Raw genomic sequence first — 25,183 nt, 5'->3', positions numbered from 1 at the left:
GGGGTGGACGTGCCCGTGTGGTGGGTCGAGGCGCGGGGGGCGGAGAAGCGGGACGGCTCGGAGGTGCTGGCGCTGCGGTTCGCGGGCGAACTGGTGCGGCGGCTCGGCGGGGTGGTGTGGACCGGGGACCCCGAGTACGTGAGGCGGGCGGTGTGACGACGGTCGATCTGCTGACCGAGCGGGTCGGTGTGGTGATGCAGAACCGGCCCGTGGTGTCGATGTCGTCGTGGACGGCCGAGGCCGTCCGGGCGTGCTCGGCGGAGGGGAAAGGGCTGCAGGTCGTGACGCCCGCGCACTCGCGGCTGACGCTGCCGCTGCGGCTCGCGTTGCACGGGCCCGACTGCCGGTGGGTCGTGACCGGTCCGGACGGCGGGTTCTTCGACGGGCTGTCCGGAGCCGGGCTCGCATGGGACGGCGAGCGGTTCGCCCCGACGGGTACGCGGCGGCGGGGCGGAGGGGACGGCTCGTTCCTCGTGGTGAACGCGGTCGTGCGGCATACCGCGTACGACACCTTGATGCTCGGGGTGGCCGCGCAGACGCTGTGCGAGAGCCTCGGGGGCCCGCCGGTCGGGTGGGGCACGTCGGAGCCGGCGGCGAACCCGTGGGACGTCGAGGCGCTGACGGAGCTGTGCAGGGGGCGGGCGCCCGGCGGTACGTGGCTGGTGTTCGCGGGCGAGGAGCCGGTCGTCGGGACGATGACGGTGACGCGGACGGACGGGGGCGTCCAGGAGAGCATCACGGTCGGGGCGCGGGACGGGGCGGACGCGCGGGGCGCGGCGGAGCGGCTCGCGGCGGGGTTCTCGCTGGTCAGCGTGGTCGCCCAGCGGGTTCCCGGACGGGACGACCTGACCGTGGGCGCCGCCGAGTGCGGGCCGCCGGTGCCGGTGGGGCTGGGCCTCGGGCCGGAGGTGGCCGTGGAGTTCGGTGCGATGGGATGGTTCGACCTCGAGGAGGGGCCGGCCGGGTGGGACGAACTGGCCCGGATCGTGTCCCGGTACCGGGGTGCCGAGGGGGCCGTGTGACGACTCGGATGGTGCATCGGCCGGCGCGGACGGTGCATCCGCCGTCCGGTCCCGCGGCGCGCGAGGTGGAGGCGCCGCCGACGCTGCCGGAGCGGAGCGGCGGCGGGCAGCTCATGGCGGTGCTGCCGATGGTCGGGATGATGGGGTCGCTGACCGTCATGACGGTGGTGCGGAACCCGGCGTTCATCGGGCTGGGCGCGGTGCTGCTGGTGGTGGCGCTGGCGGCGGGCGTCGGGCTGCTGCTGTCGCGGCGGGGGCAGGTGACGCGGCAGCGGCGGAACCACCGGGAGCGGTACCTGGAGTACCTGGAGGAGCTGCGGGAGACGCTGGCGGCGGAGGAGCGGGCGGCGCGGGCGGAGGCGCGGGTGCTGGATCCGCCGCCGGAGGCGCTGTACGACGTCGTCCGCGATCCGGCGCGGCTGTGGGAGCGCCGGCGGCGCAGCCCCGACTTCCTGCGGGTGCGGGTCGGGACCGGGCTCGTGCCGGGGCGGCGGCTGGTCGTCGGCGAGGAGGGCACGGCGCTGGCGCCGACGGACCCGTTCATGCTGTCGGAGGCGAACGCGCTGGTCGAGCGGTTCCGGACGGCGCCCGACATGCCGGTGACGGTGCCGCTGGACGGCGCGGGCGACGTGAGCGTCGTGGGGGGCCGGGAGGACGTCCTGCGGCTGATGCGCGCGCTGCTGGTGCAGCTCGCGGCGTTCCACGCGCCCGAGGACGTCGGCGTGGCGTACGGCGGGTCGCGGCCGGAGGAGTGGGAGTGGCTGAAGTGGCCGCCGCACGCGCTGGACCGGCGGCGCCGGGAGGGCGGGGCGCCGTTCCGGCTGGTGGCGCCGAGCCCGCTGCGGCTGGCGGCGCTGCTGGCGAACGACCTGCAGGCGCGGACGGACGTCGCGGCGGAGCTGCGGCGGGGGCTGGGCGTGCGGGACCCGGCGGTGTTCCGGCGGCTGGTGGTGGTGCACGACGTGCACGGTGACGTGGCCGTGGAGCTGGTGCGTCCGGACGAGGGGGTGCCGGTCGCGGACCTGGGCGTCACGGTGGTGCATCTGCTGGCGGAGCAGGCGCACGAGCCGGGCGAGGTCGGGGTGCGGGTCCGGGTGGACGGCGACCGGGTCGAGGTGACGGATCTGCGGGGCGAGGCGCCGGTGCGGACGGCGGGGACGCTGGACGACGTGCCGGGCGGGATGCTCGAGGGGCTGGCGCGGATGCTGGCGCCGCTGCGGCTGTCGCGGGAGTCGGCGGAGGAGGCGGCGGCGCAGGCCGGGGAGGTCGACTTCCCGGCGCTGCTCGGCGTGCGCGACGTCGAGGACGTGGACGTTCCGGCGCTGTGGGCGCCGCGCGGGGAGCGGGCGTTCCTGCGGGTGCCGATCGGGGCGGACGACGCGGGCGGCACGGTCGTCCTGGACCTGAAGGAGGCGGCGAGCCTCGGGATGGGGCCGCACGGGCTGTGCGTGGGCGCGACCGGGTCCGGCAAGAGCGAGCTGCTGCGGACGCTGGTGCTGGCGCTGGCGTGCACGCACTCCCCCGAGCAGGTCGCGATGGTGCTGGTCGACTACAAGGGCGGGGCGACGTTCGCGCCGTTCGGCGCGCTGCCGCAGGTGGCGGGCGTGATCACGAACCTGGAGGACGACGCGGGGCTGGTCGAGCGGGTGCACGCGAGCCTGTCCGGGGAGGTGCAGCGGCGCCAGCGGGTGCTGAAGGACGCGGGGAACGTCGCGAGCATCGGGGACTACCGGCACCTGCGGGAGTCGCGGCCGGAGCTGCCGGAGCTGCCGCACCTGCTGGTGATCATCGACGAGTTCGGGGAGCTGCTGACGGCGCGGCCCGACTTCATCGAGCTGTTCCTGTCGATCGGGCGGATCGGCCGGAGCATCGGGGTGCACCTGCTGCTGGCGAGCCAGCGGATCGAGAGCGGGAAGCTGCGGGGGCTGGAGACGTACCTGTCGTACCGGATCGGGCTGCGGACGTTCTCGGAGGAGGAGAGCCGCACGGTGCTCGACACGCCCGACGCGTTCCGGCTGCCCGCGATGCCCGGGTTCGGGTATCTGAAGGTGGACACGAGCATCTACACCCGGTTCAAGGGCGGGTACGTGTCGGGCCCGCACCGGGGGCCGGTGGTCGTGGGCGAGGACGCGCCGGACGTCCCGTCCGTGCGGGCGTACCCGCTGTGCCCCCCGCCGGAGCCCGCGGGGCGCCCGGCGGAGGCGGAGCCGGCCCTGCCGGTGCGCACGGCGGGCCCGACGCTGCTGGACGTGCTGACCGGCGAGGTGGCGCGGCACGGTGCGCCGGTCCGGCGGATCTGGCTGCCGCCGCTGCCGTCGCTGACGTCGCTGGACGCGGTGTGCGGGGCGCCGGAGGCGGCCCCCGGCGGGCTGCGGCTGCCGGTGGAGCCGGAGCCGCTGCGGGTGCCGGTCGGGCTGCTGGACGACCCCCGCCGGCAGTGGCAGGGGCTGTGGCGGCTGGACCTGGCGGCCGCGGGCGGGCACGTCGCGGTCATCGGCGGGCCGCAGACCGGCAAGACGACGCTGCTGCGCACGCTGGTGCTGTCGCTGGCGCTCACGTCCGCGCCCGGCGAGGTCGCCGTGTACGGGCTGGACCTGGCGGGCGGCGGGCTGCACGCGCTGGACGGGCTGCCGATCGTGGGCGGTGTCGCGGGCCGCACGGACCGGGAGCGGGTGCGGCGGACCGTGGAGGAGGTCCACGCGATGCTGGAGCACCGCGAGGAGGTGTTCCGGCGGCGCGGCATCGACGGGGTCGAGCGGCTGCGGCGGCTGCACGCCGCCGGGGAGGTGCCGGAGCTGGCGTGCGCGGACGTGGTGCTGGTCGTCGACGGGTTCGGCGCGGTGCGCGACGACTTCGAGGAGCTCGACGACATGGTCTCCGACGTGCTGCGGCGCGGCGGCGGCTACGGCGTGCACGTGGTGGCGGGGATGCTGCGGTGGAACGACGTGCGGATCGCGGCGCAGTCGACGTTCGGGCAGCGGGTCGAGCTGCGGCTGAACGACCCGGCCGACTCGACGGTGGACCGCCGGCTGGCCGGGACGATCACCGCGGCGACGCCGGGGCGGGCGCTGACCGACGGCGGCCTGTTCGGGCACGTCGCGGTGCCCGCGCTGGGCGGCGACCCGGACCCGTCCGCGCCGGGCACCGCGCTGGAGGCGGCGGTCCGGGCGGTCGCCGGGGCCTGGACGGGTCCGCAGGCGCCGCCGGTGCGCGTCCTGCCGGACCTGGTCCCGGCCCGCGACCTGCCGGGCCCGGCGGACGCGCCGCGGACCGTCCCGTTCGCCCTCGACGAGCGTTTCGCGGCGGCGGACGTCGATCTGTTCGGCCGCGACCAGAACCTCCTGGTGCTCGGCGACGGCGGCTGCGGCAAGTCGAACCTGCTGCGGCTCCTGGCGCGCGGCCTGATGGACCGGTACTCCCCCGGCGAGCTGGTGTTCGCCGTCATGGACCCGCGCCGCTCCCTGCAGGGCTTCGTCCCCGACCCGTACCTCGGCGGCTACGGGACGACCCCGCGGGTGTGCGCGGGGCTCGCGGCGGGGGTGGCGAAGGAGCTGGACGGCCGGATGCCCGACGACTCGGGCCCGGTCGAGGTCGCGGGCCCGCGCATCGTGGTGCTGGTGGACGACTACGACCTGCTGACCACGGCGGGCCGGCAGCCGCTCGCGCCGTTCCTCCCGTTCGTCCCGAACGGGCGCGACATCGGGCTGCACTTCGCGGTGGCCCGCCGGGTGGCGGGCGCGTCCCGCGGGCTGTACGAGCCGATCGTCCAGGCCGTCCGGGAGATCGGCACGGGGGCGCTGGTGATGGCGGGCGACCGGTCCGAGGGGCAGCTGTTCCCGCGCGTGTACGCCGAGCCGCTGCCGCCCGGCCGCGGGCTGTGGATCCCGCGCGGCGGGTCCCCCCGCCCCGTCCAGACGGCGGTGGCCGGCGGCGTCTAGCGGTGGTGGCTCTCGCCGGGCCAGAGGCTCTCGACGTCGGCGGGTTCGGGGTCGATGCCGGGCACGGTCTGCTCGCACCAGACGACCTTGCCCGCGGCGGTGCGGCGGCTGCCCCAGCGGTGCGCGAGCTGGCTGACGACGAGGAGGCCGCGGCCGTTCTCGTCGTCGTCCTCGGCGCGGCGGAGGCGGGGCAGCGCGGCGGACCGGTCGAGGACCTCGCAGACGAGGGTGCGCTCGTAGAGCAGCCGCAGCTCGATGGGGCCGTGCGCGTACCGGTACGCGTTGGTGATCAGCTCGGAGATCAGCAGCTGGGTGGTGTACTCGAGTTCTTCGAGGCCCCAGTCGGCGAGGCGGGTGCGGACGAGCCCGCGGGCGCGGCGCACGGCGGCGGGGTCGGCGGGCAGCGTCCAGGAGGCGCGGCGGTCCTCGGGGAGGCGGCGCAGCCGGGCGATGAGCACGGCGATGTCGTCGCGGTGCTGGTCGGCGTAGACGCCCGCGAGGGTGGCCTTCGCGAGGTCCTCCATGGGACGGTCCACCGAGTCGGGGCCGAAGATGGTGCGGAGCCGGGCGAGGCCGTCGTCGATGTCGCGGCCGCGGTTCTCGACGAGCCCGTCGGTGTAGATGACGAACAGGCTGCCGTCCTCGACGGTGAACTCGCGGCTCTCGATCGCGGCGCCGCCGGCGACGCCGAGCGGCGGCGCGGGCGGCACCCGCAGGTACTCGTTGTCGCCGCCGGGGCCGGCGAGCAGCGGCGGCAGGTGCCCGGCGGAGGCGATCTCGATGGTGCCGGTGGTGGCGTCGTACACGGCGTAGACGCAGGTGGCGAAGTGGGGTTCCTGCTCACCGAGCTCGATCATCAGCTCGTGCATGACGTGCAGGGCGTCCGCGGGCGGCAGTTCCAGGTTCGCGAGGGTGTGCAGGGCGGTGCGCAGCCGCCCCATCGTGACGGCGGCGCGGACGCCGTGCCCGGCGACGTCGCCGACGATCAGCGCGACGCGGGCGCCGGGCAGCGCGATCGACTCGTACCAGTCGCCGCCGACCTCGACGAGCTTGCTGCCGGGCAGGTAGCGGTGCCGGACCTCGACCGACGACGGCGCGGACAGCCGGTTCGGCAGCAGGCTGCGCTGGAGGGCGAGGGCGGTGGCGCGCTCGCGGCTGTAGCGGCGGGCGTTCTCGATGACGATCGCGGCGCCGCCCGCGAACTCCATGCCGATCTCGACGTCGTACCGGTCGAACTTGCGGAAGCCGGGGACGCGGGTGCAGGCGATGAAGCCGAGCAGCGTGTCGTTGGCGATCAGCGGCAGCAGCACCATCGAGACGTCGGTGAGCAGCGCGCCCGCGGGGTCGCGCCGCCAGATCCGCCCGATGGCCCCGGCGGCGTCGGCGTCGATGTGGGGGCGGTGGACGGGACGGGCCGTGTCCATGACCTCGTGGTACGGGGTGCCCTCGGGGAAGACGAGGACCTCGCCGACGGGGAACGCGGACGTCCAGGCGAGGTTGTCGTCGTCGGAGGTGACGGCGATGCGGCGCATGACGGCCGAGCCGGACTCGCTGTGCACCTCGTCGGCGGCGACGAGGCTCTCCAGCACCAGCACGGACGCGGCGTTGCAGTAGTGCGGGACGACCACTTCGACGATCTTGCGGGCGGACTGGTCGAGGTCGAGCGTGTCGCCGAACCGGGTGAGCGGGTCGTCCAGCAGGGCGCGGCGCATGAGGGCCGGGTCCTGGTAGCGCTCGCTCGGGGGCAGCGCCACTTGGACGTACACCAGCGCGGCGGGCGCGGCGCCCTCGTCGCCGCCGAGCATGGGCTGCGCGGTCACGATCGCGGAGACCGTGTCGCCGCGGCTCTGGACGGGCAGGACGCCGCGGCGCTCCTGGTTCTCGCCGATGGCCTCCAGCATCGACTCCAGCTCGGCTTTGCCCTCCTCCGCGACGAGGTCGCAGGCGGGGCGGCCCAGCAGCTCCCCCGCTTCTTTCCCGAGGACGGCGCGGACGTTGGGCCCGCACTGGACGATCCGCCGGGCGCCGTCGACGCCCAGGACGAGGGTCCGGGAGGCCGAGTCGGGGCCGGGGACGTCGCCTCGCGGCGCCATGACGGATCTCACTGACGCGCTCCAGACAGCCGGTCGTCGTAGCAGTATCCAGCGACAGTATGGGCCATGACACCGTTACGCGGGGAGAAGATCGCGCTTACCGTGCGGAAAACCGGACTCCGAACCACACTTTGCACCCAACTCGCCCCAATAGATTGTGGAATGTCGGGGCTACCCGAATCGTTGACCAAGTGGCACGATCGGACCGTCTGGGTACGCCACCGTGGCGCCTCAAGACCGGAGGTTTCGCATGTCTTCTTCTGTTGCACCCCCCGCCCAGCCCACCGCGCTGTACGGCGGCACCGGCGGGCGGCGGGTCACCGTCCGGGACATCGCGGCGGCCAAGCAGCGGCACGAGAAGTGGCCGATGCTCACCGCCTACGACGCCCTCACCGCGCGGGTGTTCGACGAGGCCGGCATCCCCGTGCTGCTCGTCGGCGACTCGGCCGCCATGGTCGTCTACGGCTACGACTCGACGATCCCCGTGACGGTCGACGACCTGGTCCCGCTCACCGCCGCGGTCGTCCGCGGGTCCAAGCGCGCGATGGTGGTCGCCGACCTGCCGTTCGGCTCGTACCAGACGGGCGTGTCCGAGGCCCTCGCCAGCGCCACCCGCTTCATGAAGGAGGCGGGCGCCCACGCGATCAAGCTGGAGGGCGGGCGCCGCATCCTGCCGCAGGTCGAGGCGCTGGTCGCGGCCGGCATCCCGGTGATGGCGCACCTCGGCCTCACCCCGCAGTCGGTGAACGTCTTCGGCGGGTACCGGGTGCAGGGCCGCGGCGAGTCCGGCGAGGAGCTGATCGCCGACGCCAAGGCGCTGGAGGCCGCCGGCGCGTTCTCGGTCGTGCTCGAATGCGTCCCCGAGGAGCTCGCCGCGCGCGTCACCGCGTCGCTGTCCATCCCGACGATCGGCATCGGCGCCGGCGGCGGCACCGACGCGCAGGTCCTGGTATGGCAGGACATGGCGGGCCTCACCCCGCACACCGCCAAGTTCGTCAAGAAGTTCGCGGACGTGAACACCGTCCTCGGCGACGCCGCCCGCGCCTACGCGGACGAGGTCGTCGGCGGCACCTACCCGGCCGCCGAGCACTCCTACAAGTAGCGCACCGGGCCCGGCGGGACGGCGTCAGCCCGGGCCGTCGCCGTCCTCCCGGGCCCGCCGGTGCGTCGAGCGCGCCACGATCAGCCGGTCGTCCGGCCGCAGGGCGGCGCAGTCGGGGTGGTCGAACGGCAGCTTGCGCCCGTCCCGCACCACCGCCAGCACCGGCTCCGCGGCGGCCGAGAGCGGCCGCCCGGCCTCCTCGGCCGTCACCCCCCGCTCGATCAGGTCGAGGCCGCTGCCCTGGTCGAGCAGGTCCTCGATGACCTCCCCGACGTGGGGGTGCCGGGTCGAGACGCCCAGCAGCCGCCCCGCGGCCTCCGACGACGTCACGACGTGGTCGGCGCCGCTCTGCCGCAGCAGCGGGACGTTCTCCGACTCGCGCACCGACGCCTGGATGCCGGCCCGCGGGTTGAGCTGCCGCGCGGTCAGCGTGATCAGCACCGCGGTGTCGTCCCGCCCGGCCGCCACGACGATCTCGCGGGCCCGCGGTGCCCCGGCCTGCCGGAGCACGGAGCTGCGGGTGGCGTCCCCCACGATCCCCGCCAGGCCCGCCTCCGCCGCCTCGGCGACGACGCGCGGGTCGGGGTCGACCACGACGATCGACTCGTGCGGGATCCCGGTGGTCAGCAGGGTCTTGATGGCGCTCCGGCCCTTCGTTCCGTAGCCGGTCACCACGATGTGGTCGCGCACGCGGGCCCTCCAGCGTGACTTCCGCCAGTCCTCGCGGGTGCGTTCCGCGAGCACCTCGAGGGTCGTGCCGACGAGGACGATCAGGAACAGCACCCGCACGGGCGTGACGAAGAGGATGTTGACGAGCCGGGCGCTGTCGCTCACCGGCGTGACGTCGCCGTACCCGGTCGTCGAGACGGACACGGTGGCGTAGTAGAAGGCGTCCAGCAGCGTGACCTCGCCGTCGGCGGAGTCGCGGTAGCCGTCGCGGCCGAGGTACACGGCGGCCACGACGGCCAGCACCGCGAGCGCGGCGACCCCGACGCGCCGCCCGACGGCGCGCAGCGGCCCCGTCCGCGCCTTCGGCAGCAGGACGAGCGGCCGCCGCGCCGCCTCCGGATCGATCACGAGCGCTCCCCTGCCCGCCGGCGGTCGCCGCGACCGGCCCGGAACGCGGCCGGCGGCGCCGACCGGATCACACGTCGGTGATGCGGATGCCGGCGTGGGCCTTGTAGCGGCGGTTCATCGAGATGAGGTTCGCGGTGAACGCCTCGATCTGGCCCGCGTTGTGGAGGCGGCCGCCGTACACGCCGCGCATGCCGGGGATCCGGCCGGCGAGGGCCTGCACGAGGTCGGTGGCCTCCCGGTCGTTGCCGAGGACCAGGACGTCCAGCTCCATCTCGCCGACCGCGGGGTCGAGCAGCAGCTTCGCCGACACGTGGTGGAAGGCGGCGACGACGCGGCTGTCCGGCAGGACGGCGGCGGCCTGCTCGGCGGCGCTGCCCTCCTCGACCGGCAGCGCGAACGCGCCCTTGCCCTTCTCGAAGCCCAGCGGGTTGACGCAGTCAACGACGATCTTGCCGGCGAGCTCGTCCCGCACCGACTCCAGCGTGGCCCGGTGGCCCTCCCACGGGACGGCGACGATCACGATGTCGGACCCGCCGGCCGCGGCCGGGTTCTCCGCGCCCGACACCTCGAGGCCCGGGTCGCCCGCCTTCAGGTCGTCCGCGGCCTCCTGCGCCCGGTCCGCCTTGCGGGAGCCGATCGTCACCCGGTGCCCGGCGAGCGCGAACCGGCGGGCGAGCCCCTTGCCCTGGTCGCCGGTGCCGCCGAGGATCCCGATCGTGAGGCCGCTCGCGTCCGGGAGGTCGTGGGGATTCTTCCGCTGCTGTTCGCTCATGCCGCCGAGTCTGCCAGGCGGGCCCCCGGCCGCCGCGTCCCGGCCTCCCCGATGGGGGGGAAAGCGCCTGCGGACGGCGCCCGGTGCGGCACCATGGTGCCGTGGACGCCGAGCAGATCTCGATGCTGCGCGAGGTGCTGTCCGCCACGGGCTGGCTGGACCGGACGACCGAGTTCGGCCGCGCGCTGCGGGGCACCTCGCGGACGCCCGGCGGGCTGCTGCTGGTCGGCACGCCCGGCGGCGACCCGTGGCACCTCGCCGCGCACCTCGACGACGAGAGCCGGCTCGGCGCCGCGCCCGGGCTGGCCCCGACGCTGGTGCGCTGGTCCCCGCCGCCCGGCGCGCCCGCGCACCTCGCCGTCGGGCTGGACCGGCTGGAGGCGGCGCGGCGCGGGGAGACGGTGTTCGTCGTCGCCGAGGAGGACGCGCCCGTCCCGCTGCTGGAGCGCGTGGACGACGCCCGCCGCACCGGCGCGACCGTCCTGGCCCTCGAAGGCGGCGACCGGGAGCTGCGGGGGCTCGCGCACGAGGCGCTGACCGTCCCGCCGGAGGAGGCGCTGCTGTCGTTCGACGGCGCCCAGCACCTGGTCAGCGCCGCGGCGGGCGAGGAGCGGGCGCGCGACCGCCCCGGCCTGCGCGCCCGCCTCGCCCGCCTCCTCGAGACCGTCACCGGCCCCACCGTCGACTGACGCGCCCTGCGTCGCCGCCGGCGCACGTTCAGTCCTCGTTCTGGCGGCGCCAGGCTTCGTTGCGCTCGCGGGCGAGGGAGAGGGCGTTCGCGGCGGCGCCCTCGGAGTCGTAGGGGCCCATCCGGTCCTTGTTGGGGCAGCCGGGGCCGTGCTCCACCTTCATGTGCTTGAGGCAGAACCACCAGTCGCCGTCAGTGCCTTTCACGGGCGCTCCTCTCGACGTCAGCGGAAGCACGGGATTCGTGCCCCGGTCGCGCTGACTACACTCCTTTACCATGACGACCCAGCTTCTCCGGCCCGGCAATGTTTCTCCGCTGCGGAAAGTGCCCGCGCACATCCCACGCCCGGAGTACGTCGGGAAGAAGAAGCCCAAGACGGGCGAGCCGGACGTCAAATCGCCCGAGACCATCGAGAAGATGCGGGTCGCGGGAAAGATCGCGGCGCAGGCGCTCGAGGAGGTCGGCAAGCAGGTCCGGCCCGGGATCACGACGGACGAACTCGACCGGATCGGGCACGAGTTCATGCTCGACCACGGCGCGTACCCGTCCACGCTCGGCTACCGGGGCTTCCCGAAGTCGCTGTGCACCTCGATCAACGAGGTGATCTGCCACGGGATCCCGGACGACACGGTGCTGCGCGACGGCGACATCATCAACGTCGACATCACCGCGTTCATCGGCGGGGTGCACGGCGACACCGACGCGACGTTCCTGTGCGGCGACGTGCCCGAGGAGTCGCGGTTGCTGGTGGAGCGCACCCGGGAGGCGATGATGCGGGGCATCCGCGCCGCCAGGCCGGGACGGGCGCTGAACGTGATCGGCCGGGTCATCGAGTCGTACGCGAAGCGGTTCGGGTACGGGGTGGTGCGCGACTTCACCGGGCACGGGATCGGGACGACGTTCCACTCGGGCCTGGTCGTGCCGCACTACGACGACCCGGGCGCGACCACGCTGATCGAGCCGGGGATGACGTTCACGATCGAGCCGATGCTCACGCTGGGGAGCTTCGACTACGACATGTGGGACGACGGCTGGACGGTCGTCACGAAGGACCGCAAGCGGACGGCCCAGTTCGAGCACACGATCCTGATCACCGACGACGGCAACGAAATCCTCACCCTGCCGTGAGGCTCCGCGCCGCCTGAGCGTCCCATCGCCTAGAGTCGGACCAACGAGTCGGATCAACGTCGCACCCGTCGCACCCGGCCCCGGGAGACTCCTGGATGAACGAGCCAGCGCCGTACGAGTCGAGGGTTCCGTCCGACAGCATGCCGCCGGGACGGGCGGCGCTGAGCGTGACGTGGGCGGCGCTGCCGTTCCTGACGCTCGGGTACGCGACCCCGTTCACGTTCGCGGCGGCCGCGCTGTGGCGGCGGAACCTGCACCTGCTCGTGTCGTCGGGCGTGTACATCGGCGTCTTCGCGCTGATGCTGTACCTGCTGCCCGACCTCGGGGGCGACGACGGGACGCAGCGGACCGTGGGCCTGCTGATGTTCGTGCTCGCGGTCATCGGGTGCGGGCACGCGTTCGTGATCCGGCGGCGGGTGTTCGACCCGCACGGGCTGTCGGGCGTCGACAACGCGGCCGTGGTGGAGCGGGTGAAGCGGCGGCGGCTGCTGCGGGAGAAGGCGCGCGAGCTGGCCGCGACCGATCCGGGGCTGGCGAAGGAGCTGCGGATCGGCCGTCCGGACCTGCCGCGCCAGTACAACGACGGCGGCCTCGTCGACGTCAACCACGCGCCGGCGAAGGCGCTGACGCTGCTGCCGGGGATCACGCCGGAGCTGGCGGGGCGGATCGAGCGGGTGCGGGCGGAGACGGGCGGGTTCATGTCCGCGGAGGAGCTGTCGGCGGTGGCGGGGCTGCCGCCCGACCTGACCGGCGACCTGACCGACTACGCCGTCTTCATCCGCTGACGCCGGGTATGCAGGGGTCGTGAGCCCCAGCAAGCCGAGGAAGCCGAAGAAGTCGAAAAAGCCAAGGGACGCGGACGCCGCGGGCGGGGACCGGCTCGCCGAGTACCGGGGCAGGCGCGACGCCGGGCGCACCCCCGAGCCCGTCCCCGGGGAGGGGCCGCTGCCGCGCGGGGACGACGACACGTTCGTCGTCCAGGAGCACCATGCGAGCAGCCTGCACTGGGACCTGCGGTTCGAGCGGGACGGGGTGCTGGTGTCGTGGGCGGTGCCGAAGGGCCTGCCGTGGAGCCCCGACACGAACCACCTCGCGGTGCATACGGAGGACCATCCGCTGGAGTACGCGGCGTTCGAGGGCGAGATCCCGAAGGACGAGTACGGCGGCGGCGAGGTGACGATCTGGGATCGCGGCACCTACGAGACCGAGAAGTGGAGCGACCGCGAGGTCAAGGTCGTCGTGCACGGCTCGCGGGTGTCGGGCCGGTACGTGCTGTTCCGGACGCGCGGCGACGACTGGATGATCCACCGGATGGACCCGCCCGCCGACCCGGACGCCGAGCCGCTGCCGGAGGCGCTGCCGCCGATGCGCCCGGTGCGGCGGGCGCGGCTGCCCCGCGCGCGGGACGAGTGGGCGTTCGAGTTCGCGTGGGGCGGGCGGCGGCTGCTGGCGTACGTCGAGGGCGGCCGGGCGCGGTTCACCGACGGCGCCGGGCGCGCCGTGGCCGGGCCGGCCCGCGCGGGCACCCGGCTGGGCGCCGGGCTGGGCGCCCGCCCGGCGGTGCTGGACGGGGAGCTGGCCGTCGTCGAGGGCCGCGAGACGTACATGATCTACGACGTGCCGCACCTGGACGGGCGTCCGCTGCTGGACGTTCCGTACCGGGAGCGCCGCGAGCGGCTGGACGGCCTCGGGCTGGCGGGCGCGGTGTGGCAGACGGCGCCGTGGTTCCCGGGGGACGGCGGCCCGGTGCGGGAGGCCGCGGCCGCGCAGGGGCTCCCCGGGGTCCTCGCCAAGCGGCTCGACTCCGCCTACCTGCCGGGCGAGGAGTCGGACGCGTGGCGGTTCGTCCCGTCGCCCGGCCGGTAGGCGCCGGGGGGAACCGCCGGGCCCCGTCCCGCATCAAACGGACGTAGCACCCGCTTCGGCGCGTCGCCGCAGAAAACGATCAAGAGCGGGCTAGAGTCCGCCCCGGGACGGCGGATGCGGAAGGCGGGGTAACGGCTCATGATGGGCAGGACGCACGCCCTGAGCGGCGCGCTGGCGTGGCTCGCGATCGTTCCGGTGATCGGCCGGGAGGACTGGATCGGCGACTACGCCGTCACCCTGTCGGTCGAGCAGGTCGCCGCCGGCGCGGTGGTCTGCGCGGGCGCCGCGCTCCTGCCCGACATCGACCACCACAACGGGCGCATCGCGAACACCTTCGGCCCGATCACCAAGAAGATGTGCAAGTGGATCGGGAAGGCGTCGGGCGGGCACCGGCAGGCGACCCACTCGCTGCTGTTCGCGGTCGGCATGGGCCTCGCGATGGACCTGCTCGCCACCCACGTCGTGTACGCCTGGTGGGCCTGCCTGTTCATGATCGTCGGCTTGGGGCTGCGCGGCGTCGGCCTCGACTTCGAGGGCAAGGAGCCGCAGTCGGCGCTCGCGGACTGCGCGCTCGCCGCCATCGCCGTGTGGCTGATGCACGACCTCGACATGAGCTTCGTCGGGTTCGCGGTCGGGCTCGGCTGCTTCGCGCACGTCGTCGGCGACTGCCTGACGCCCCGCGGCTGCCCGGTGCTGTGGCCGGCGCCCTGGCGGACGTCCGTCCCGCTGATCCCCCGCACCGACGGGAAGGTCGAACGGTGGGTCGTCATGCCGGTGCTCAGCGTGGGCATCGCGATCCTGGCCGTCCGGTCGGTCCTCGGGGACACCGCGGTCACCTGGATGACGTCGAGCTGACCCGCGGCTCGGCGAGCAGGTCGGCGTAGTCGGAGCAGGCCAGGACGCCCCAGCCGCGGTCGTCCCCGCGCGGCGGCGCGTCCCGCAGCTTCACCTCCCCTACGCCGGGGATCGCCTCGCCCGTGCACGCGATCTGGGCCAGTGCCGGGAGCGTCCAGTTGCGCAGGGCCCGCCGCGAGCCCGGCTCCACGACCAGCACGCCGTTCACGATCCTGGCGGTGAGCGGCACATCGACCTCGGTGCGCAGGCCGCGCGCACGCTCGCGCTCCGTGGGCCGCACGCTCAGTTGCGTGACGGGCAGATCGGGGAGGCCGGGCAGCCCGGGACGCGTGACGGCCGCGAGCTTCCCGCTCCGGTCCACCAGGTAGAGGGCGATCGCGTCGGCCCGGCCGTCGGCCGCGGGTTTGCCGCCCGCGTCGACGATGCCGGTGGGCCGGATGCCGCAGCCGGCGGCGAGGACGGCCGCGGCGAGCGCGAGCGCGGTGATCCGTCTCATGGTCGCTCCGCACGCTCCTCGTCGTGTCCGGCCGGCAGCCACAGGACGAACACCGCTCCCCCGGCCGTGCCGTTCCGGGCCTCCAGGGTTCCGCCGTGCAGGCGGGCGTTCTCCCTGGCGATCGACAGGCCGAGACCGCTGCCCTCGCTGGCGGCGCGGGCGGCGTCCGCCTTGACGAACCGGTCGAAGATCGCGTCGTCGAGTCCGGCGGGGAGGCCCGGGCCGTGGTCGGTGACGGTGACCTCGACGCCGGCCCGCCCGTCCCGCGCCCGCGGACCGTACCGGACGGCGACCGGCGGGCGGCCGTGCGCGAGCGCGTTCCCGACCAGGTTCGCCAGGACGACGTCGAAGCGGCGGGGGTCGAGGCGGGCGGACAGGCCGTCCGGCCCGGCCACGGCGGCCTCGTCCCGCCAGCCCCGCGCGTCCAGGGCGGCCGCGACGGCCTCGGCGACGTCGACGTCGTCGAGGACGAGCGCGGCGGCGCCCGCGTCGAACCGGCTGATCTCGATCAGGTGCTCGACGAGCCGCCCGAGCCGCCGGGTCTCCGCCGCGACCAGCCGCGCCGCCCGTCCGTCCTCGGGCGCGGCGCCGGGCGCGGCGGCGGCGTCCTCCGCGAGCATGCCCGTCAGCGCGACCATCGACGTCAGCGGGGTGCGCAGCTCGTGCGACACGTCGGCGACGAACCGGCGGGACGCCGCGTCCATCGCGCGCAGCTCGGTGACCGTGCGTTCCAGCGCCTCGGCCGTCCCGTTGAACGTGCGGGCCAGGTCGGCGAGCTCGTCGCGGCCCCGCACGTCCACCCGCGTGTCCAGGTCCCCCGCGCCGAGGGCGCGGGCGGCGGCGCCGAGCCGCCGCACCGGGCGCAGCACGCCGCGGGTGGCGAGCAGCGCGAGGACGAGCGCGCCGGCGAGCGCGGCGCCGTCGGCGATCAGCAGCGCGCGGGAGAACAGGCGCAGGTCGTCGGCCTCCCGGCCGAGGTCCACCGAGACGAAGACCATCGGCGGGGTCGTCCGCTCCGGTTCCGTCACCGTCGTGCGGTAGCCGGTGGGGTGCGCGCCGACCAGCAGGTAGGGGTCGCCGTCCCGGACGATCCGCCGGTACACCGTGCCGTGCAGGGCGCGCCGCGCGAACTCCTCGCTGACGGGCACGTGGAGCACGCCCGGGTCCGGGACGGTGACCGGGCCGGCGGGCCGCACGGCGACGGCCACGGCCCGGCGGACGTTCGGTGCCCCCGCCTCCGAGGCCGCGACCGCATCGGTGTCGCCCGATCCGGTGGAGCCCGTCGCGGTGACACCGACGACCCGCCGCGTGCCGGGATCACCGGTCAGCGCGGCGACGAGCCGTTCCCCGACCAGGTGCTCCGCGTCGGGCGGCAGCTCGACCGGCACCTGCTGCGCGAGCGTCCGCCGCACGTCCGCCAGCGCCGCGTCCTGCGCGCGGTCCAGCACCATGCGCCGGTACAGGACGTAGGAGATGCCGGACGCCAGGACGGACGCCAGCAGCGCGACCGCGAGGAACGCCGCGGCGAGCCGCGCCCGGAGCCCGGTGAGCGGCCGGAGCGCGCGGACGGTCACGGCGCCGCGAACCGGTAGCCGAACCCGCGGACGGTCTCGATCAGCCGGGGGTCGGCGGGGTCGTCCTCGATCTTGGCGCGGACGCGCTGGACGCAGGCGTCCACGAGGCGGGAGTCGCCCGGGTAGGTGTGCTCCCAGACGGCGGCCAGCAGGTGGCGGCGGGTCAGCGCGTGCCCGGGGCGCCGCGCGAGTTCCAGCAGCAGCCGCAGCTCGGTGGGGGTGAGCCGCAGGTCCGTCCCGGCCTTGGTGACCCGGAGGGACGTGCGGTCGATCACGAGGTCGCCGTGGACGGAGCGGTCGAGCCCGCTCTGCTCGGCGCGGCGGAGGACGGCGCGGATGCGGGCGTCCAGCACGCGCGGCTCCACGGGCTTGATCACGTAGTCGTCCGCGCCCGCCTCCAGGCCGAGGACGACGTCGAGGTCGTCGCCCCGCGCGGTCAGCAGGATCACGGGCAGCGTGTCGTCGCGCCGGATCCGGCGGCACACCTCGATGCCGTCGATGCCCGGGAGCATCACGTCCAGGATCGCGATCTCGGGGCGCAGGGCGCGCAGCGCGCCGAGGCCGTCCTCGCCGGTCGCGCGGGCCGTCACGCCGTGCCCCTGGCGGGTCAGCGCCATCTCCAGCCCGGCGCGGGCGGACGGGTCGTCCTCGACCAGAAGGATCTTCGCCACCCGGTCATTATCGGCCGACGAGCAGGGCCTCCCGGTCCATGTCACAAGATCCGGACATTTCCCGGACAAGATCACGACAGTGCGCCGGAAGCGTGGCCGGCATGACGCTCCTGACCGACGCCCGGCCCGCCGCCCCGCCCGTCCCGCGCCCGGACGGACGCCGGCGCGCCCTGATCTGGCTGCTCGTGTTCGGCTTCCTCGCGCAGGTGAGCGCGCGGCTGTGGTTCGCGCGCGGGCGCACCGGGCCCGCCGCGAACCCGGACGAGACCGGCTACCTCGTCGCGGCGCGGTGGCTCGCGGGCGGACCGGGCGGCGACCTGTCCGGGTTCACCTTCTACCAGGGCGGCTACCCGCTGCTGCTGGCGCCCGCGTACTGGTTCTCGCGCGATCCCACGACGGTCTACACCATCGTCATGGTGATCAACGCGGTCGCCGGGGCGGCGCTGTTCCCGCTCGGGTACGCGGCGGCGCGGCGGCTCGGGCTCGGCCCCGGCGCGGCGCTGCCGGTGTCGTTCGGCGCCGCGCTGCTGCCCGCCTCGGCGTTCTTCGGCGCGTTCGCGCTGACGGACGCGGTGCTGCCCGCGCTCGTCCTCGGCTGGCTGCTGGCGCTCGACCGGTTCGCCCGGCACGGCCGCGTGCCGGACGCCGTCCTCGCGAGCCTCGCCGTGGCGTACGCGTCGGCCGTCCACACGCGCGGGACGGTGCTGCTCGCCGTCCACCTCGCGGCGCTGGCCGCCCTCCTCGTCCTGCGGCGCGGCGGGCGCGGGGCGGCGGCCGGGCTCGCCGTCGCCGCGGCCGGGTACGCGCTCGGCGCGGCGGGCAACGCGCTGCTGCGGGACGCGCTGTACCCGGGCGGCGCGCGCGACCTCGGGGGCGTCCTCGCCGACCGGCTCACCACGCCGGACGGGCAGGCGTGGGCGCTGTCGGGCGCGGCCGGGCAGGTCTGGTACTCGATCGTCTCGACATGGGGGCTGGCGGGCGTCGGGCTGGCGGCGGTCGCGGCGGTCCTCGTCCGGCGCCGGACGCCGGCGCCGGACCGGGTCACGGCGGCCGCGGCGCTCGCCGCCGTCTGCGGCGTCGCGTACGCGGCGTCGGCCGCGCTGCCGGACGAGCACCGCGTGGGCAACTTCGCGTACGGGCGCTACCTGGCGTGCACGGCGACGGTGTTCGCGCTGGTGGGCGCGGCGACCCTGCTGAGGGCGCGACCCCGGCGGGCCGCGGGCGCCGCGGCGGGCGCGGTCGCCCTCCTCGCCGGGACGGCGCTGTGGGTCGGCGGGTACGCGGGCGAGCGGCTGCGCACCCACGCGTTCATCGGGTTCGACTTCCCCGAGGTCATGTTCCTCACCCGGGACCGCGCCGCGCTGGACCTCGCGGAGGCGTCGCTCGCGGCGGGCGCGCTGCTCGCCGCTCTCGCCGTGCTCGCCCGGCTGCGGCGTCCGGCCGTCCTCGCCGGGCTCGCCCTCGCCGCGACGAACCTGGCCGCGCTGGTGTTCCTCTTCGGGCCCGCGCCCGAGCGCGTCCGCCCCGCGCCACCGCTGCCGGGGCCGGCGGCGGGCGGGGTCGCCGCCGACCGGTCCCTGCACTGGGCGGTCACGGTGCGGCTGCGGCATCCCGTGTGGTGGACGGCCGTCGGCTCCTTCGACGCGCGGCGCGGCCGGCCGCCCGCGCCCGGCGTCTGCACGGTCGTCGTGCCGATGCCGGACGGGACGGCCCCCGCGCGCACGTGGCCGACGCGCCCGCCCGGCTGGCGGCCCCTCGGGTCCGGGAGCGCCCACGGCATCGGGTGGACGAGCTGGCACGCCCCGTCCTGCGGGTGACGGGCGGCGGCCCGGCGGGGCCCGGCGGGCTCAGAAGCGGGTGACCAGCGCGATGCGGTCGTGGTCGACGAGGAAGCCGTCGGAGACGAACGTCACCTCGCCGCCGTACTCCAGCGTCGTCTCGATGACGTGGTCGACCGCGTCGTCCACGACGTCGGCGCCGTGCAGCACGCCGGGGCGGCCGTCCACCGGGACCAGCCCGCCGTCGGCGCGGATCGCGGGCGCGTAGTAGCCGCGCTCGACCACGAGGTGCTCGCCGCGGCCCTGCTCGACGAGCCGCACCACGTCGCAGAGCCCGGCGCCGTACCGGTCGATGCCGCGCGCCGCCTCCAGCTCGGCCAGCACCCCGACCTCGCGGAGGTCCTCGTAGGCGGCCAGCGCGGGGCGGGCCGCCTCGATCAGCGTGCTCGGCGAGGCGCCTTCGAGGCTGCCGTCCACCCGTCCGGCCACCCGGACGTGCGGCCCGGCGACCTCGTCGAAGAACGCCTGGTGGCGGGTGACGCCGGCGACGATCAGCGGACGGTCGTCGCGGGCGAGCACGCGGTCGAGCGCGGCGGCGACGTCGCGCATCGCCCGCCGCTGCGGCTCGTCCCCCGAGCCGGCGGCGCGGCGCGACCGGTGCCCGGACGCGACCTCGTCGCGCGGCTCCGGCTCGACCGGGAAACCGCCCGTGGTGCGCTCGGTCAGCCCGTCGCCGCGGCCGTCCCACAGCCGGGTGCGCTGGTCGGACAGCGTGAGCAGCCAGTAACGCGGCGTCCGGGTGTAGGCGGCGACGAGGTCGCGGGTGGCGAAGCCGCTGTCCACGATCACCCGTTCGTCGACCGGCTGGTCGATCGCGAACGCGTGGTGCTCGCCGTCCGGCGCGGCGAACAGGACGAGGCCGTCCGCGGCGTGCCGCAGGTCCACCTCGCCCGCCGCCCGTTCGAGGCCGCGCACGACGTGGTCGGCGGCGTCGGCCGGGACGCGGTCGTCGGCGTACAGCCGGCGGCGCGCCTCGGCCAGCAGGTTCCGCAGCCGGATGGGGTCCTGCCGGTTGCCCGGAGCGGCCCGGTGGGTCGGCATCAGCACCGACACCGCCGGGTAGGCGCGGGGCTTGCGCAGCTCGGCGAGAGTGACAGCGTCCATGATCCCCCGATCATCGGTCATCGCACTAGATGACTCTTTTGTAACGATTCGGGGGTAAATCAAGCGTAAGGGGCGGTTGAGTTTCCGGCAGCGCGTCGAACGTCACACCGCCCGCCGTCACACCACCCGCCGTTACACCGCCCGCCGTCACAGTGCCGGGTGGAGGCGCCGGCTCAGCCCGGCGAGATGAACCCCGTCTCGTAGGCGAAGATGACCGCCTGCGTGCGGTCCCGGGCCTGCAGCTTCGCGAGGACGTTCCCGACGTGCGTCTTCACCGTCTGCGGGCTCACGAACAGCTCCCCCGCGATCTCGGCGTTCGACCGCCCCTTCGCCATCAGCCGCAGGACGTCCGACTCCCGCTCGGTGAGCCGCTCGTGCCAGCGCGCGCCGCCCGGCCCGCCGCCGCGGGCCGCGCCGTGCTCGGCGGCCAGCGCGCGGATCGCGGCCGGGAACAGCAGGGTGTCGCCGTGCACCACCATCCGGATCGCCTGCAGGATCTCCTCCGGGCGCGTCCGCTTGAGCAGGAACCCGTGGGCGCCCGCCTTGAGCGCGTCGTAGACGTACTCGTCGTTCTCGAACGTGGTGACGACGATGATCCGCGGCGGCTCGGCCATCGCCGACAGCAGGTGCCGGGTCGCCTGGATGCCGTCGAGCTCCGGCATCCGCACGTCCATCAGGACGACGTCGGGCCCCAGCCGGGACACCTGCCCCGGCACCTCGGACCCGTCGGACGCCTCCCCGACCACGGTCAGGTCCTCTTCGGCCTCGATGATGGCGGCGAGCCCGGCCCGGATCAGCCGCTCGTCGTCGACCAGCAGCACCTTGATCGTCATGTCCCGGACCTTAGCGGCAGCGACACCCGGAAGCACCAGCGTCCGCCGTCCGGGCCCGCGCTCATCTCGCCGCGCAGCACGGTGACGCGCTCGCGGACGCCGCCGAGGCCGCGGCCGCCGCCGTGGTCGGCGCCGGCGCCGCCCGCCGCGCCCAGCGGATTGCTCATCTCCATCTCGAGCCGCTCCCCGGCGACGCCGAGGCGGAGCCGCACCGGCACCTTCCCCGCATGCCGCAGCGCGTTCGTCAGCCCCTCCTGGACGATCCGGTACGCCTCCCGGGACACGGCGGCGGGCACCGCCTCGATCTCCGGGTCGACCCGCGCGTCCAGCGTCACCCCGGCGATCCGCGTCTGCTCCAGCAGCCGCCCGAGGTCCCTCAGCGTCGCCTGCGGCGCCGACCGGGACGGGTCCTCCCGCAGCAGCCCCAGCACGTGGTCGAGGTCCTCCAGGGCGGCGCGGGCCGACTCCTCGATCGCCGACAGGGCCTCCCGCGCGAACGCGGGGTCGCTGTCCAGGACGCGGCCCGCCGCGCCCGCCTGCAGCGTCACCACGCTCAGCGCGTGCCCGACCGAGTCGTGCAGCTCCCGCGCCAGCCGGTTCCGCTCGGCCAGCTTGACCGCGCGGGCCTCCGCCGCGGCGAGCCGCTCGGCGGACGACGGGCCGAGGAACACCGGCGCGAACCGCGACAGCAGCGCGCCCGCCGCGACGATCAGCGCGAGCAGCACCGCCATCGACGCCAGGCCGATCAGCGGGCCCGGCCACTGCGGCCAGTCGCCGCGCCAGCCCCAGGCGGCGAGGAACTGCTCGTCCCAGGTCACGGCGGGCGCGAGGACGGCCACGACGGCGAACGGCGGCACGGCCAGGCTCAGCCCGCTGATCACCACGCCGACCGCCAGGTGCAGCGCGAACCAGGCGGCCGTGCGGGTGCGGCTCTCCCACGAGCGCGCGGGGCCCGGCTCGAGGTCCTTCGCCGGCCCCTCGAGCAGCTCCCGGGCCAGGGACGTCTCCAGCATCCGCACCGTCGGGACGAGCCCGGTGACGAACGTCGCCGCCGTCGGCAGGACGACGAGCGCCAGCACGAAGGTGACGTACGGGTTCCCGATCGGGATCAGCGGGGTGAGCGAGGCCGACAGGAACCAGTACGGCATCAGCAGCGCGCCGCCCACCACGAGGTGGGACCAGCGCCGCCAGGTGGTCCGCCGAACCAGCGGACGCAGCACACCGATCACACGTCGATCCTGGCAGAAGCCGGTGCGCGGCTCCTCCCCCGCGCGGGGGAGGCCCCGGCCGGGGTCAGGTGCCGCCGCCGGGCCGGGCGCCGCCGCCCTCCTCCGCGATCCGGTCGCGCTCGGCGAGCTTGGCGAGGCGCGCGTTGTAGGCGGCCAGTTCGTCGTCCTCCGCGGGCACCCCGGCCGCGGCGCCCGCCTTCGCGGCGCGGTCGGCCCTGCGGTCCATCCGGCGGGCCTGCCGCTGGTCGTCGGAGTACCACTGGACCGCCAGGACGATCAGGACGATGAACGTCGGGATCTCCCCGAACGCCCACGCGATCGCCCCGCCGGTGTGCTGGTCCTGCAGCAGGGTCGTCCCCCACGGCGGGTCCACCGCGTTGTACCAGCCCTCGGCGATCGGCTTGCCCAGGTTCATCAGGGCGATGCCGAAGAACGCGTGGAACGGCATCGTGACGAACAGCAGCAGCAGCCGTCCCGGGTAGGGCAGCCGCTTGGGCGCCGGGTCCACGCCGAGCAGCACCCAGAAGAACAGGAACCCGGCGAGGAGGAAGTGGACGGTCATCCCGATGTGGCCGAGGTGGTTCTGCATCAGCGACTGGAACAGCGGCGTGAAGTACAGCGCGAACGTGCTCGCCACGAAGATGATCGTCGCGGTGGCCGGGTGCGCGATGAACGCCGAGTACCGGCTGTGCAGCAGCGCGGTCAGCCACTCGCGCGGGCCCCGGTCGCCGCGGATCCGCGCGGGCTTCAGCGCGCGCAGCGCCAGCGTGATCGGCGCCCCCACGACCAGGAAGATCGGGGTGAGCATGTTCAGCGTCATGTGCTGCGCCATGTGCACGCTGAACAGGATCGACGCGTACCGGGCGACGCCCGTCTGGGTGGCGAGCACGATCGACAGCACGCCGACCAGCCAGAAGACCGTCCGCCACAGCGGCCAGGAGTCGCCGCGGCGGCGCAGCCGCACCACGCCCGCGAGGTACACGCCGGCGAGCACCGCGGCCAGCGCGGCGAAGAACAGGTCGAACCACCACAGCGTCGCGAGGCGCCCCGCGGTGATCGGCGGCGGCATCTCGTAGCCGAGCAGGGTCCGGACGGCGCTCTCGGTGCCGGTCGGCGCGGGCGGCGCGGTGCTCGCCAGCGCGACGGCGAGGCCCATCGTGCCCGCCATGACGGCGGCCTCGACGCCGGCGAGCCGCGCGAACGCCCGGGCCCGCGCGGCGCGCGGGCCGCGCTCCTGCAGCGCGGGCACCGTCCGCTCCCGGTGCCACCAGCCGAACCAGCCCAGCGCGGCGAACGCGACGATCTTGGCGAGGGCGAGCCGGCCGTAGTTCGTCGTCACCAGCTCGGCGGGGTCGGGCATCCGCGCGACGACGTTCATCATCCCGCTGGCGCCGACGACGATGTAGCACCACAGCGCCATCCGGCTGAACCGCTCGGCCATGACCGGCAGCCGCTCCCGGCGCAGCAGGGCGTGCGCGACGAGGACGCCGAGGCCGCCGACCCACGGCGCGACGGCCGCGACGTGCAGCGCGACGCCGGTCACCGCGATCGCGTGGTTGGCGGAGGACGCCGAGTGCCCGGTGAGCGGCGCGGGCAGGAGCGCGACGGCGGCCATGGCGAGCAGCCCGATCGCGGCGGCGGGCGTGGCGGTGGTGCGGGCGAGCAGCGCGACGACGACCGCCAGCAGCACCACGATCATCAGCGCGGTGCCCTGCTCCAGCGACCCGACGTAGCTGCTCAGCTCGCTGCCGGTGATCACCTGCCCGACCGGCTGCCCCAGCACGTCCGAGACGGTGAACACCAGCGTGGCGGCCGCGGCGGCGGCCCACCCGGCGGCGAGCCACGACGCGGCCCGCAGGTAGCCGATCGCGTCCTTCGACAGCGTGCCGGTGCCCGCGCCCGCCGCCTTGCCCCGCCGGGTCTCCAGCGGCAGCAGGACGGCCGCCGCCAGCAGCGTCCCGATCGTGAGCGCGGACGCGACGTCCATGGCGGTGCGGGAGACCGGCAGGCCCCACCGGGTGAGGGTCCCGGCGGTCGCGATCCCCGGGATGATCTGCTCGGCGGCGGCGCCGCCCGCGACCAGCGCGACGGCGAGCACGCCCAGGCCCGCGGCGACGGCGATCGCGGCGGTCCGCACCAGCGCGGGCACGCCGCCGCGCGCGTCCTCCCCGGCGCTCATCGCGGGCCGCCCTTCCCCTGCCCGCGGGTGTGCCCGCGCGCCGCGCGGGACACGATCGCGAGGCCGATGCCGACGCCGATCAGCACGCCGACACCGATGATCACCGCGACGACCACGCCGGACGATCCGGAGTCCTTCTCCGCGGCGGCGGGCTCCGCCCGCGCCGGCACGGCCGCCTCGGGCGGGCCCATGCTCCGGGTGGCGGCGGCCCCGGCCCCGGCCCCGCCTCCGATGGTCGTGGCCGCGGTGGCGGCGGCCGCCGACGCGCCCCCGCCGGGGGTGCCGTCCACCGGGCGGGTGTGGGCGAGGGCGGGACCGGCGGCGAGGACGCCGAGGGCGGCGGCGACGGCCGCGACCAGGCCGATCCGGGCCGCCGCCGTGCGGCGGCGCCGGGGCGTGCGGGGATTGCGGAGCTTCATGGGGTGCCGGGATCTCCAGGAGAGCGACAGGGCTCCGTCTACCCTACTTACGGTCCGCCGCTGCCCTTACTGGCCCCGCTCGCCGCCCCGGCCGCCCACTCGCCGGGGCCGGCTCAGTCGCAGGGGCAGCAGCAGTCGCACTTGCAGCACCGGCAGTCGGCGCAGACGTCGCCGCAGGTGTTGCCGTCGTCGCAGTGGCGGGTCACCCAGAACCGGTCGTCGAACCGCTTCCCGTGGTACTTGCTCCACTCGGGCTGCCAGATGCCGCACGTCGCGCACACCAGCGAGCCGGTGAAGCA

General features: G+C 75.5%; 21 protein-coding genes and 1 pseudogene. 9 read left to right on the top strand and 13 right to left on the bottom strand.

Annotated features, from left to right (window positions below; all coding sequences use genetic code 11):
* Positions 1-152: 152 nt before the first annotated feature.
* Both DMH08_RS27275 and eccCa read left to right on the top strand, forming a co-directional pair.
* Positions 153-1,022 carry a DUF6177 family protein gene (locus DMH08_RS27275; protein WP_125618603.1) on the top strand — a complete coding sequence of 290 codons (870 nt, stop codon included), beginning with the start codon at positions 153-155 and terminating at the stop codon, positions 1,020-1,022.
* Positions 1,019-4,960: a type VII secretion protein EccCa gene (gene eccCa / locus DMH08_RS27270; protein WP_125618602.1), complete on the top strand. Its 3,942-nt coding sequence runs from the start codon at positions 1,019-1,021 to the stop codon at positions 4,958-4,960. Before DMH08_RS27275 ends, eccCa begins: the two co-directional genes overlap by 4 nt.
* On the opposite strand, the gene DMH08_RS27265 is transcribed toward eccCa, so the two are convergent.
* Positions 4,957-7,053 (bottom strand): ATP-binding SpoIIE family protein phosphatase, encoded by a 2,097-nt coding sequence (locus tag DMH08_RS27265; RefSeq protein WP_125618600.1) that lies wholly within the window; start codon positions 7,051-7,053, stop codon positions 4,957-4,959. The two genes, eccCa and DMH08_RS27265, sit on opposite strands and share 4 nt — an antisense overlap.
* Positions 7,054-7,303: 250 nt before the next feature.
* On the opposite strand from DMH08_RS27265, the gene panB reads away from it, so the two are divergent.
* A complete protein-coding gene (gene panB, locus DMH08_RS27260; protein ID WP_026405664.1) occupies positions 7,304-8,155 on the top strand; it encodes a 3-methyl-2-oxobutanoate hydroxymethyltransferase in 852 nt (283 codons plus the stop codon).
* Between the two features lie 24 nt (positions 8,156-8,179).
* Here the strand turns inward: panB and DMH08_RS27255 are convergent, their stop codons facing one another.
* The gene (locus DMH08_RS27255; protein ID WP_199748034.1) at positions 8,180-9,232 is read right to left on the bottom strand and encodes a potassium channel family protein; all 1,053 of its coding nucleotides are present in this window, start codon (positions 9,230-9,232) and stop codon (positions 8,180-8,182) included.
* Between the two features lie 67 nt (positions 9,233-9,299).
* A complete protein-coding gene (npdG, locus tag DMH08_RS27250) occupies positions 9,300-10,004 on the bottom strand; it encodes an NADPH-dependent F420 reductase (protein ID WP_026405662.1) in 705 nt (234 codons plus the stop codon).
* Between the two features lie 122 nt (positions 10,005-10,126).
* Between npdG and DMH08_RS27245 the strand changes: the two genes are divergently transcribed.
* Positions 10,127-10,693 (top strand): hypothetical protein, encoded by a 567-nt coding sequence (locus DMH08_RS27245; protein WP_125618607.1) that lies wholly within the window; start codon positions 10,127-10,129, stop codon positions 10,691-10,693.
* A 28-nt stretch (positions 10,694-10,721) separates the two neighbouring features.
* On the opposite strand, the gene DMH08_RS40375 is transcribed toward DMH08_RS27245, so the two are convergent.
* Positions 10,722-10,898 (bottom strand): hypothetical protein, encoded by a 177-nt coding sequence (locus DMH08_RS40375; protein WP_157433249.1) that lies wholly within the window; start codon positions 10,896-10,898, stop codon positions 10,722-10,724.
* Between the two features lie 70 nt (positions 10,899-10,968).
* Here DMH08_RS40375 and map point away from each other — a divergent pair, with 70 nt between their 5' ends.
* The 4 genes from map (at position 10,969) to DMH08_RS27225 (ending at position 14,541) form a co-directional block, all read left to right on the top strand.
* Positions 10,969-11,820: a type I methionyl aminopeptidase gene (gene map / locus DMH08_RS27240; RefSeq protein WP_051301511.1), complete on the top strand. Its 852-nt coding sequence runs from the start codon at positions 10,969-10,971 to the stop codon at positions 11,818-11,820.
* A 95-nt stretch (positions 11,821-11,915) separates the two neighbouring features.
* Entirely contained in the window at positions 11,916-12,605 is a 690-nt protein-coding gene (locus tag DMH08_RS27235) for a ComEA family DNA-binding protein (RefSeq protein WP_026405659.1), read from the top strand.
* Between the two features lie 19 nt (positions 12,606-12,624).
* A complete protein-coding gene (locus DMH08_RS27230) occupies positions 12,625-13,686 on the top strand; it encodes a DNA polymerase ligase N-terminal domain-containing protein (protein ID WP_125618598.1) in 1,062 nt (353 codons plus the stop codon).
* 141 nt (positions 13,687-13,827) lie between these two features.
* Positions 13,828-14,541: a metal-dependent hydrolase gene (locus tag DMH08_RS27225; protein ID WP_125618596.1), complete on the top strand. Its 714-nt coding sequence runs from the start codon at positions 13,828-13,830 to the stop codon at positions 14,539-14,541.
* Here the strand turns inward: DMH08_RS27225 and DMH08_RS27220 are convergent.
* From DMH08_RS27220 to DMH08_RS27210, 3 genes are read right to left on the bottom strand one after another with little or no spacing between them, the layout of a single operon-like run.
* Complete coding sequence (locus tag DMH08_RS27220; protein ID WP_051301510.1) at positions 14,519-15,037, bottom strand: hypothetical protein; 519 nt, start codon at positions 15,035-15,037, stop codon at positions 14,519-14,521. The genes DMH08_RS27225 and DMH08_RS27220 overlap by 23 nt on opposite strands.
* Positions 15,034-16,611 (bottom strand): sensor histidine kinase, encoded by a 1,578-nt coding sequence (locus tag DMH08_RS27215; RefSeq protein ID WP_125618594.1) that lies wholly within the window; start codon positions 16,609-16,611, stop codon positions 15,034-15,036. Before DMH08_RS27215 ends, DMH08_RS27220 begins: the two co-directional genes overlap by 4 nt.
* Entirely contained in the window at positions 16,608-17,282 is a 675-nt protein-coding gene (locus DMH08_RS27210; RefSeq protein ID WP_125618592.1) for a response regulator transcription factor, read from the bottom strand. Before DMH08_RS27210 ends, DMH08_RS27215 begins: the two co-directional genes overlap by 4 nt.
* A 101-nt stretch (positions 17,283-17,383) precedes the next feature.
* Between DMH08_RS27210 and DMH08_RS27205 the strand changes: the two genes are divergently transcribed.
* Positions 17,384-19,099 (top strand): hypothetical protein, encoded by a 1,716-nt coding sequence (locus tag DMH08_RS27205; protein ID WP_125618590.1) that lies wholly within the window; start codon positions 17,384-17,386, stop codon positions 19,097-19,099.
* A 30-nt stretch (positions 19,100-19,129) separates the two neighbouring features.
* Here the strand turns inward: DMH08_RS27205 and DMH08_RS27200 are convergent, their stop codons facing one another.
* From DMH08_RS27200 to DMH08_RS40370, 6 genes and pseudogenes are all read right to left on the bottom strand, one after another.
* Complete coding sequence (locus tag DMH08_RS27200) at positions 19,130-20,224, bottom strand: baeRF3 domain-containing protein (RefSeq protein ID WP_125618588.1); 1,095 nt, start codon at positions 20,222-20,224, stop codon at positions 19,130-19,132.
* 173 nt (positions 20,225-20,397) lie between these two features.
* Positions 20,398-21,057, bottom strand: coding sequence for a response regulator transcription factor (locus tag DMH08_RS27195; RefSeq protein ID WP_026405655.1), 660 nt, complete (start codon positions 21,055-21,057; stop codon positions 20,398-20,400).
* Complete coding sequence (locus DMH08_RS27190; protein WP_233617836.1) at positions 21,054-22,286, bottom strand: sensor histidine kinase; 1,233 nt, start codon at positions 22,284-22,286, stop codon at positions 21,054-21,056. Before DMH08_RS27190 ends, DMH08_RS27195 begins: the two co-directional genes overlap by 4 nt.
* 64 nt (positions 22,287-22,350) lie before the next feature.
* Positions 22,351-24,465, bottom strand: coding sequence for a bifunctional copper resistance protein CopD/cytochrome c oxidase assembly protein (locus DMH08_RS27185; RefSeq protein ID WP_125618586.1), 2,115 nt, complete (start codon positions 24,463-24,465; stop codon positions 22,351-22,353).
* Positions 24,462-24,884: a hypothetical protein gene (locus tag DMH08_RS27180; protein WP_125618584.1), complete on the bottom strand. Its 423-nt coding sequence runs from the start codon at positions 24,882-24,884 to the stop codon at positions 24,462-24,464. Before DMH08_RS27180 ends, DMH08_RS27185 begins: the two co-directional genes overlap by 4 nt.
* A 113-nt stretch (positions 24,885-24,997) precedes the next feature.
* Positions 24,998-25,183, bottom strand: a pseudogene (locus tag DMH08_RS40370) (hypothetical protein); the annotation flags it as partial.

The organism is Actinomadura sp. WAC 06369, assembly GCF_003947565.1.
Taxonomy (GTDB): Bacteria; Actinomycetota; Actinomycetes; order Streptosporangiales; family Streptosporangiaceae; genus Spirillospora; species Spirillospora rifamycini.
The sequence above is the reverse complement of the archived record's forward strand: the minus strand, read 5'-3'. Positions and strand labels throughout refer to the sequence as shown.

What these genes read in the sequence shown, in the direction of transcription:
- DMH08_RS27225 (WP_125618596.1), top strand. Translation starts at nt 13,828, where the DNA reads ATGGGCAGGACGCACGCCCTGAGCGGCGCGCTGGCGTGGCTCGCGATC.
- DMH08_RS27200 (WP_125618588.1), bottom strand. Translation starts at nt 20,224, where the DNA reads ATGGACGCTGTCACTCTCGCCGAGCTGCGCAAGCCCCGCGCCTACCCG.
- DMH08_RS27235 (WP_026405659.1), top strand. Translation starts at nt 11,916, where the DNA reads ATGAACGAGCCAGCGCCGTACGAGTCGAGGGTTCCGTCCGACAGCATG.
- DMH08_RS27205 (WP_125618590.1), top strand. Translation starts at nt 17,384, where the DNA reads ATGACGCTCCTGACCGACGCCCGGCCCGCCGCCCCGCCCGTCCCGCGC.
- map (WP_051301511.1), top strand. Translation starts at nt 10,969, where the DNA reads ATGACGACCCAGCTTCTCCGGCCCGGCAATGTTTCTCCGCTGCGGAAA.
- DMH08_RS27180 (WP_125618584.1), bottom strand. Translation starts at nt 24,884, where the DNA reads ATGAAGCTCCGCAATCCCCGCACGCCCCGGCGCCGCCGCACGGCGGCG.
- panB (WP_026405664.1), top strand. Translation starts at nt 7,304, where the DNA reads ATGTCTTCTTCTGTTGCACCCCCCGCCCAGCCCACCGCGCTGTACGGC.
- DMH08_RS27185 (WP_125618586.1), bottom strand. Translation starts at nt 24,465, where the DNA reads ATGAGCGCCGGGGAGGACGCGCGCGGCGGCGTGCCCGCGCTGGTGCGG.
- npdG (WP_026405662.1), bottom strand. Translation starts at nt 10,004, where the DNA reads ATGAGCGAACAGCAGCGGAAGAATCCCCACGACCTCCCGGACGCGAGC.
- DMH08_RS27245 (WP_125618607.1), top strand. Translation starts at nt 10,127, where the DNA reads ATGCTGCGCGAGGTGCTGTCCGCCACGGGCTGGCTGGACCGGACGACC.
- DMH08_RS27220 (WP_051301510.1), bottom strand. Translation starts at nt 15,037, where the DNA reads ATGAGACGGATCACCGCGCTCGCGCTCGCCGCGGCCGTCCTCGCCGCC.
- DMH08_RS27195 (WP_026405655.1), bottom strand. Translation starts at nt 21,057, where the DNA reads ATGACGATCAAGGTGCTGCTGGTCGACGACGAGCGGCTGATCCGGGCC.
- DMH08_RS27265 (WP_125618600.1), bottom strand. Translation starts at nt 7,053, where the DNA reads ATGGCGCCGCGAGGCGACGTCCCCGGCCCCGACTCGGCCTCCCGGACC.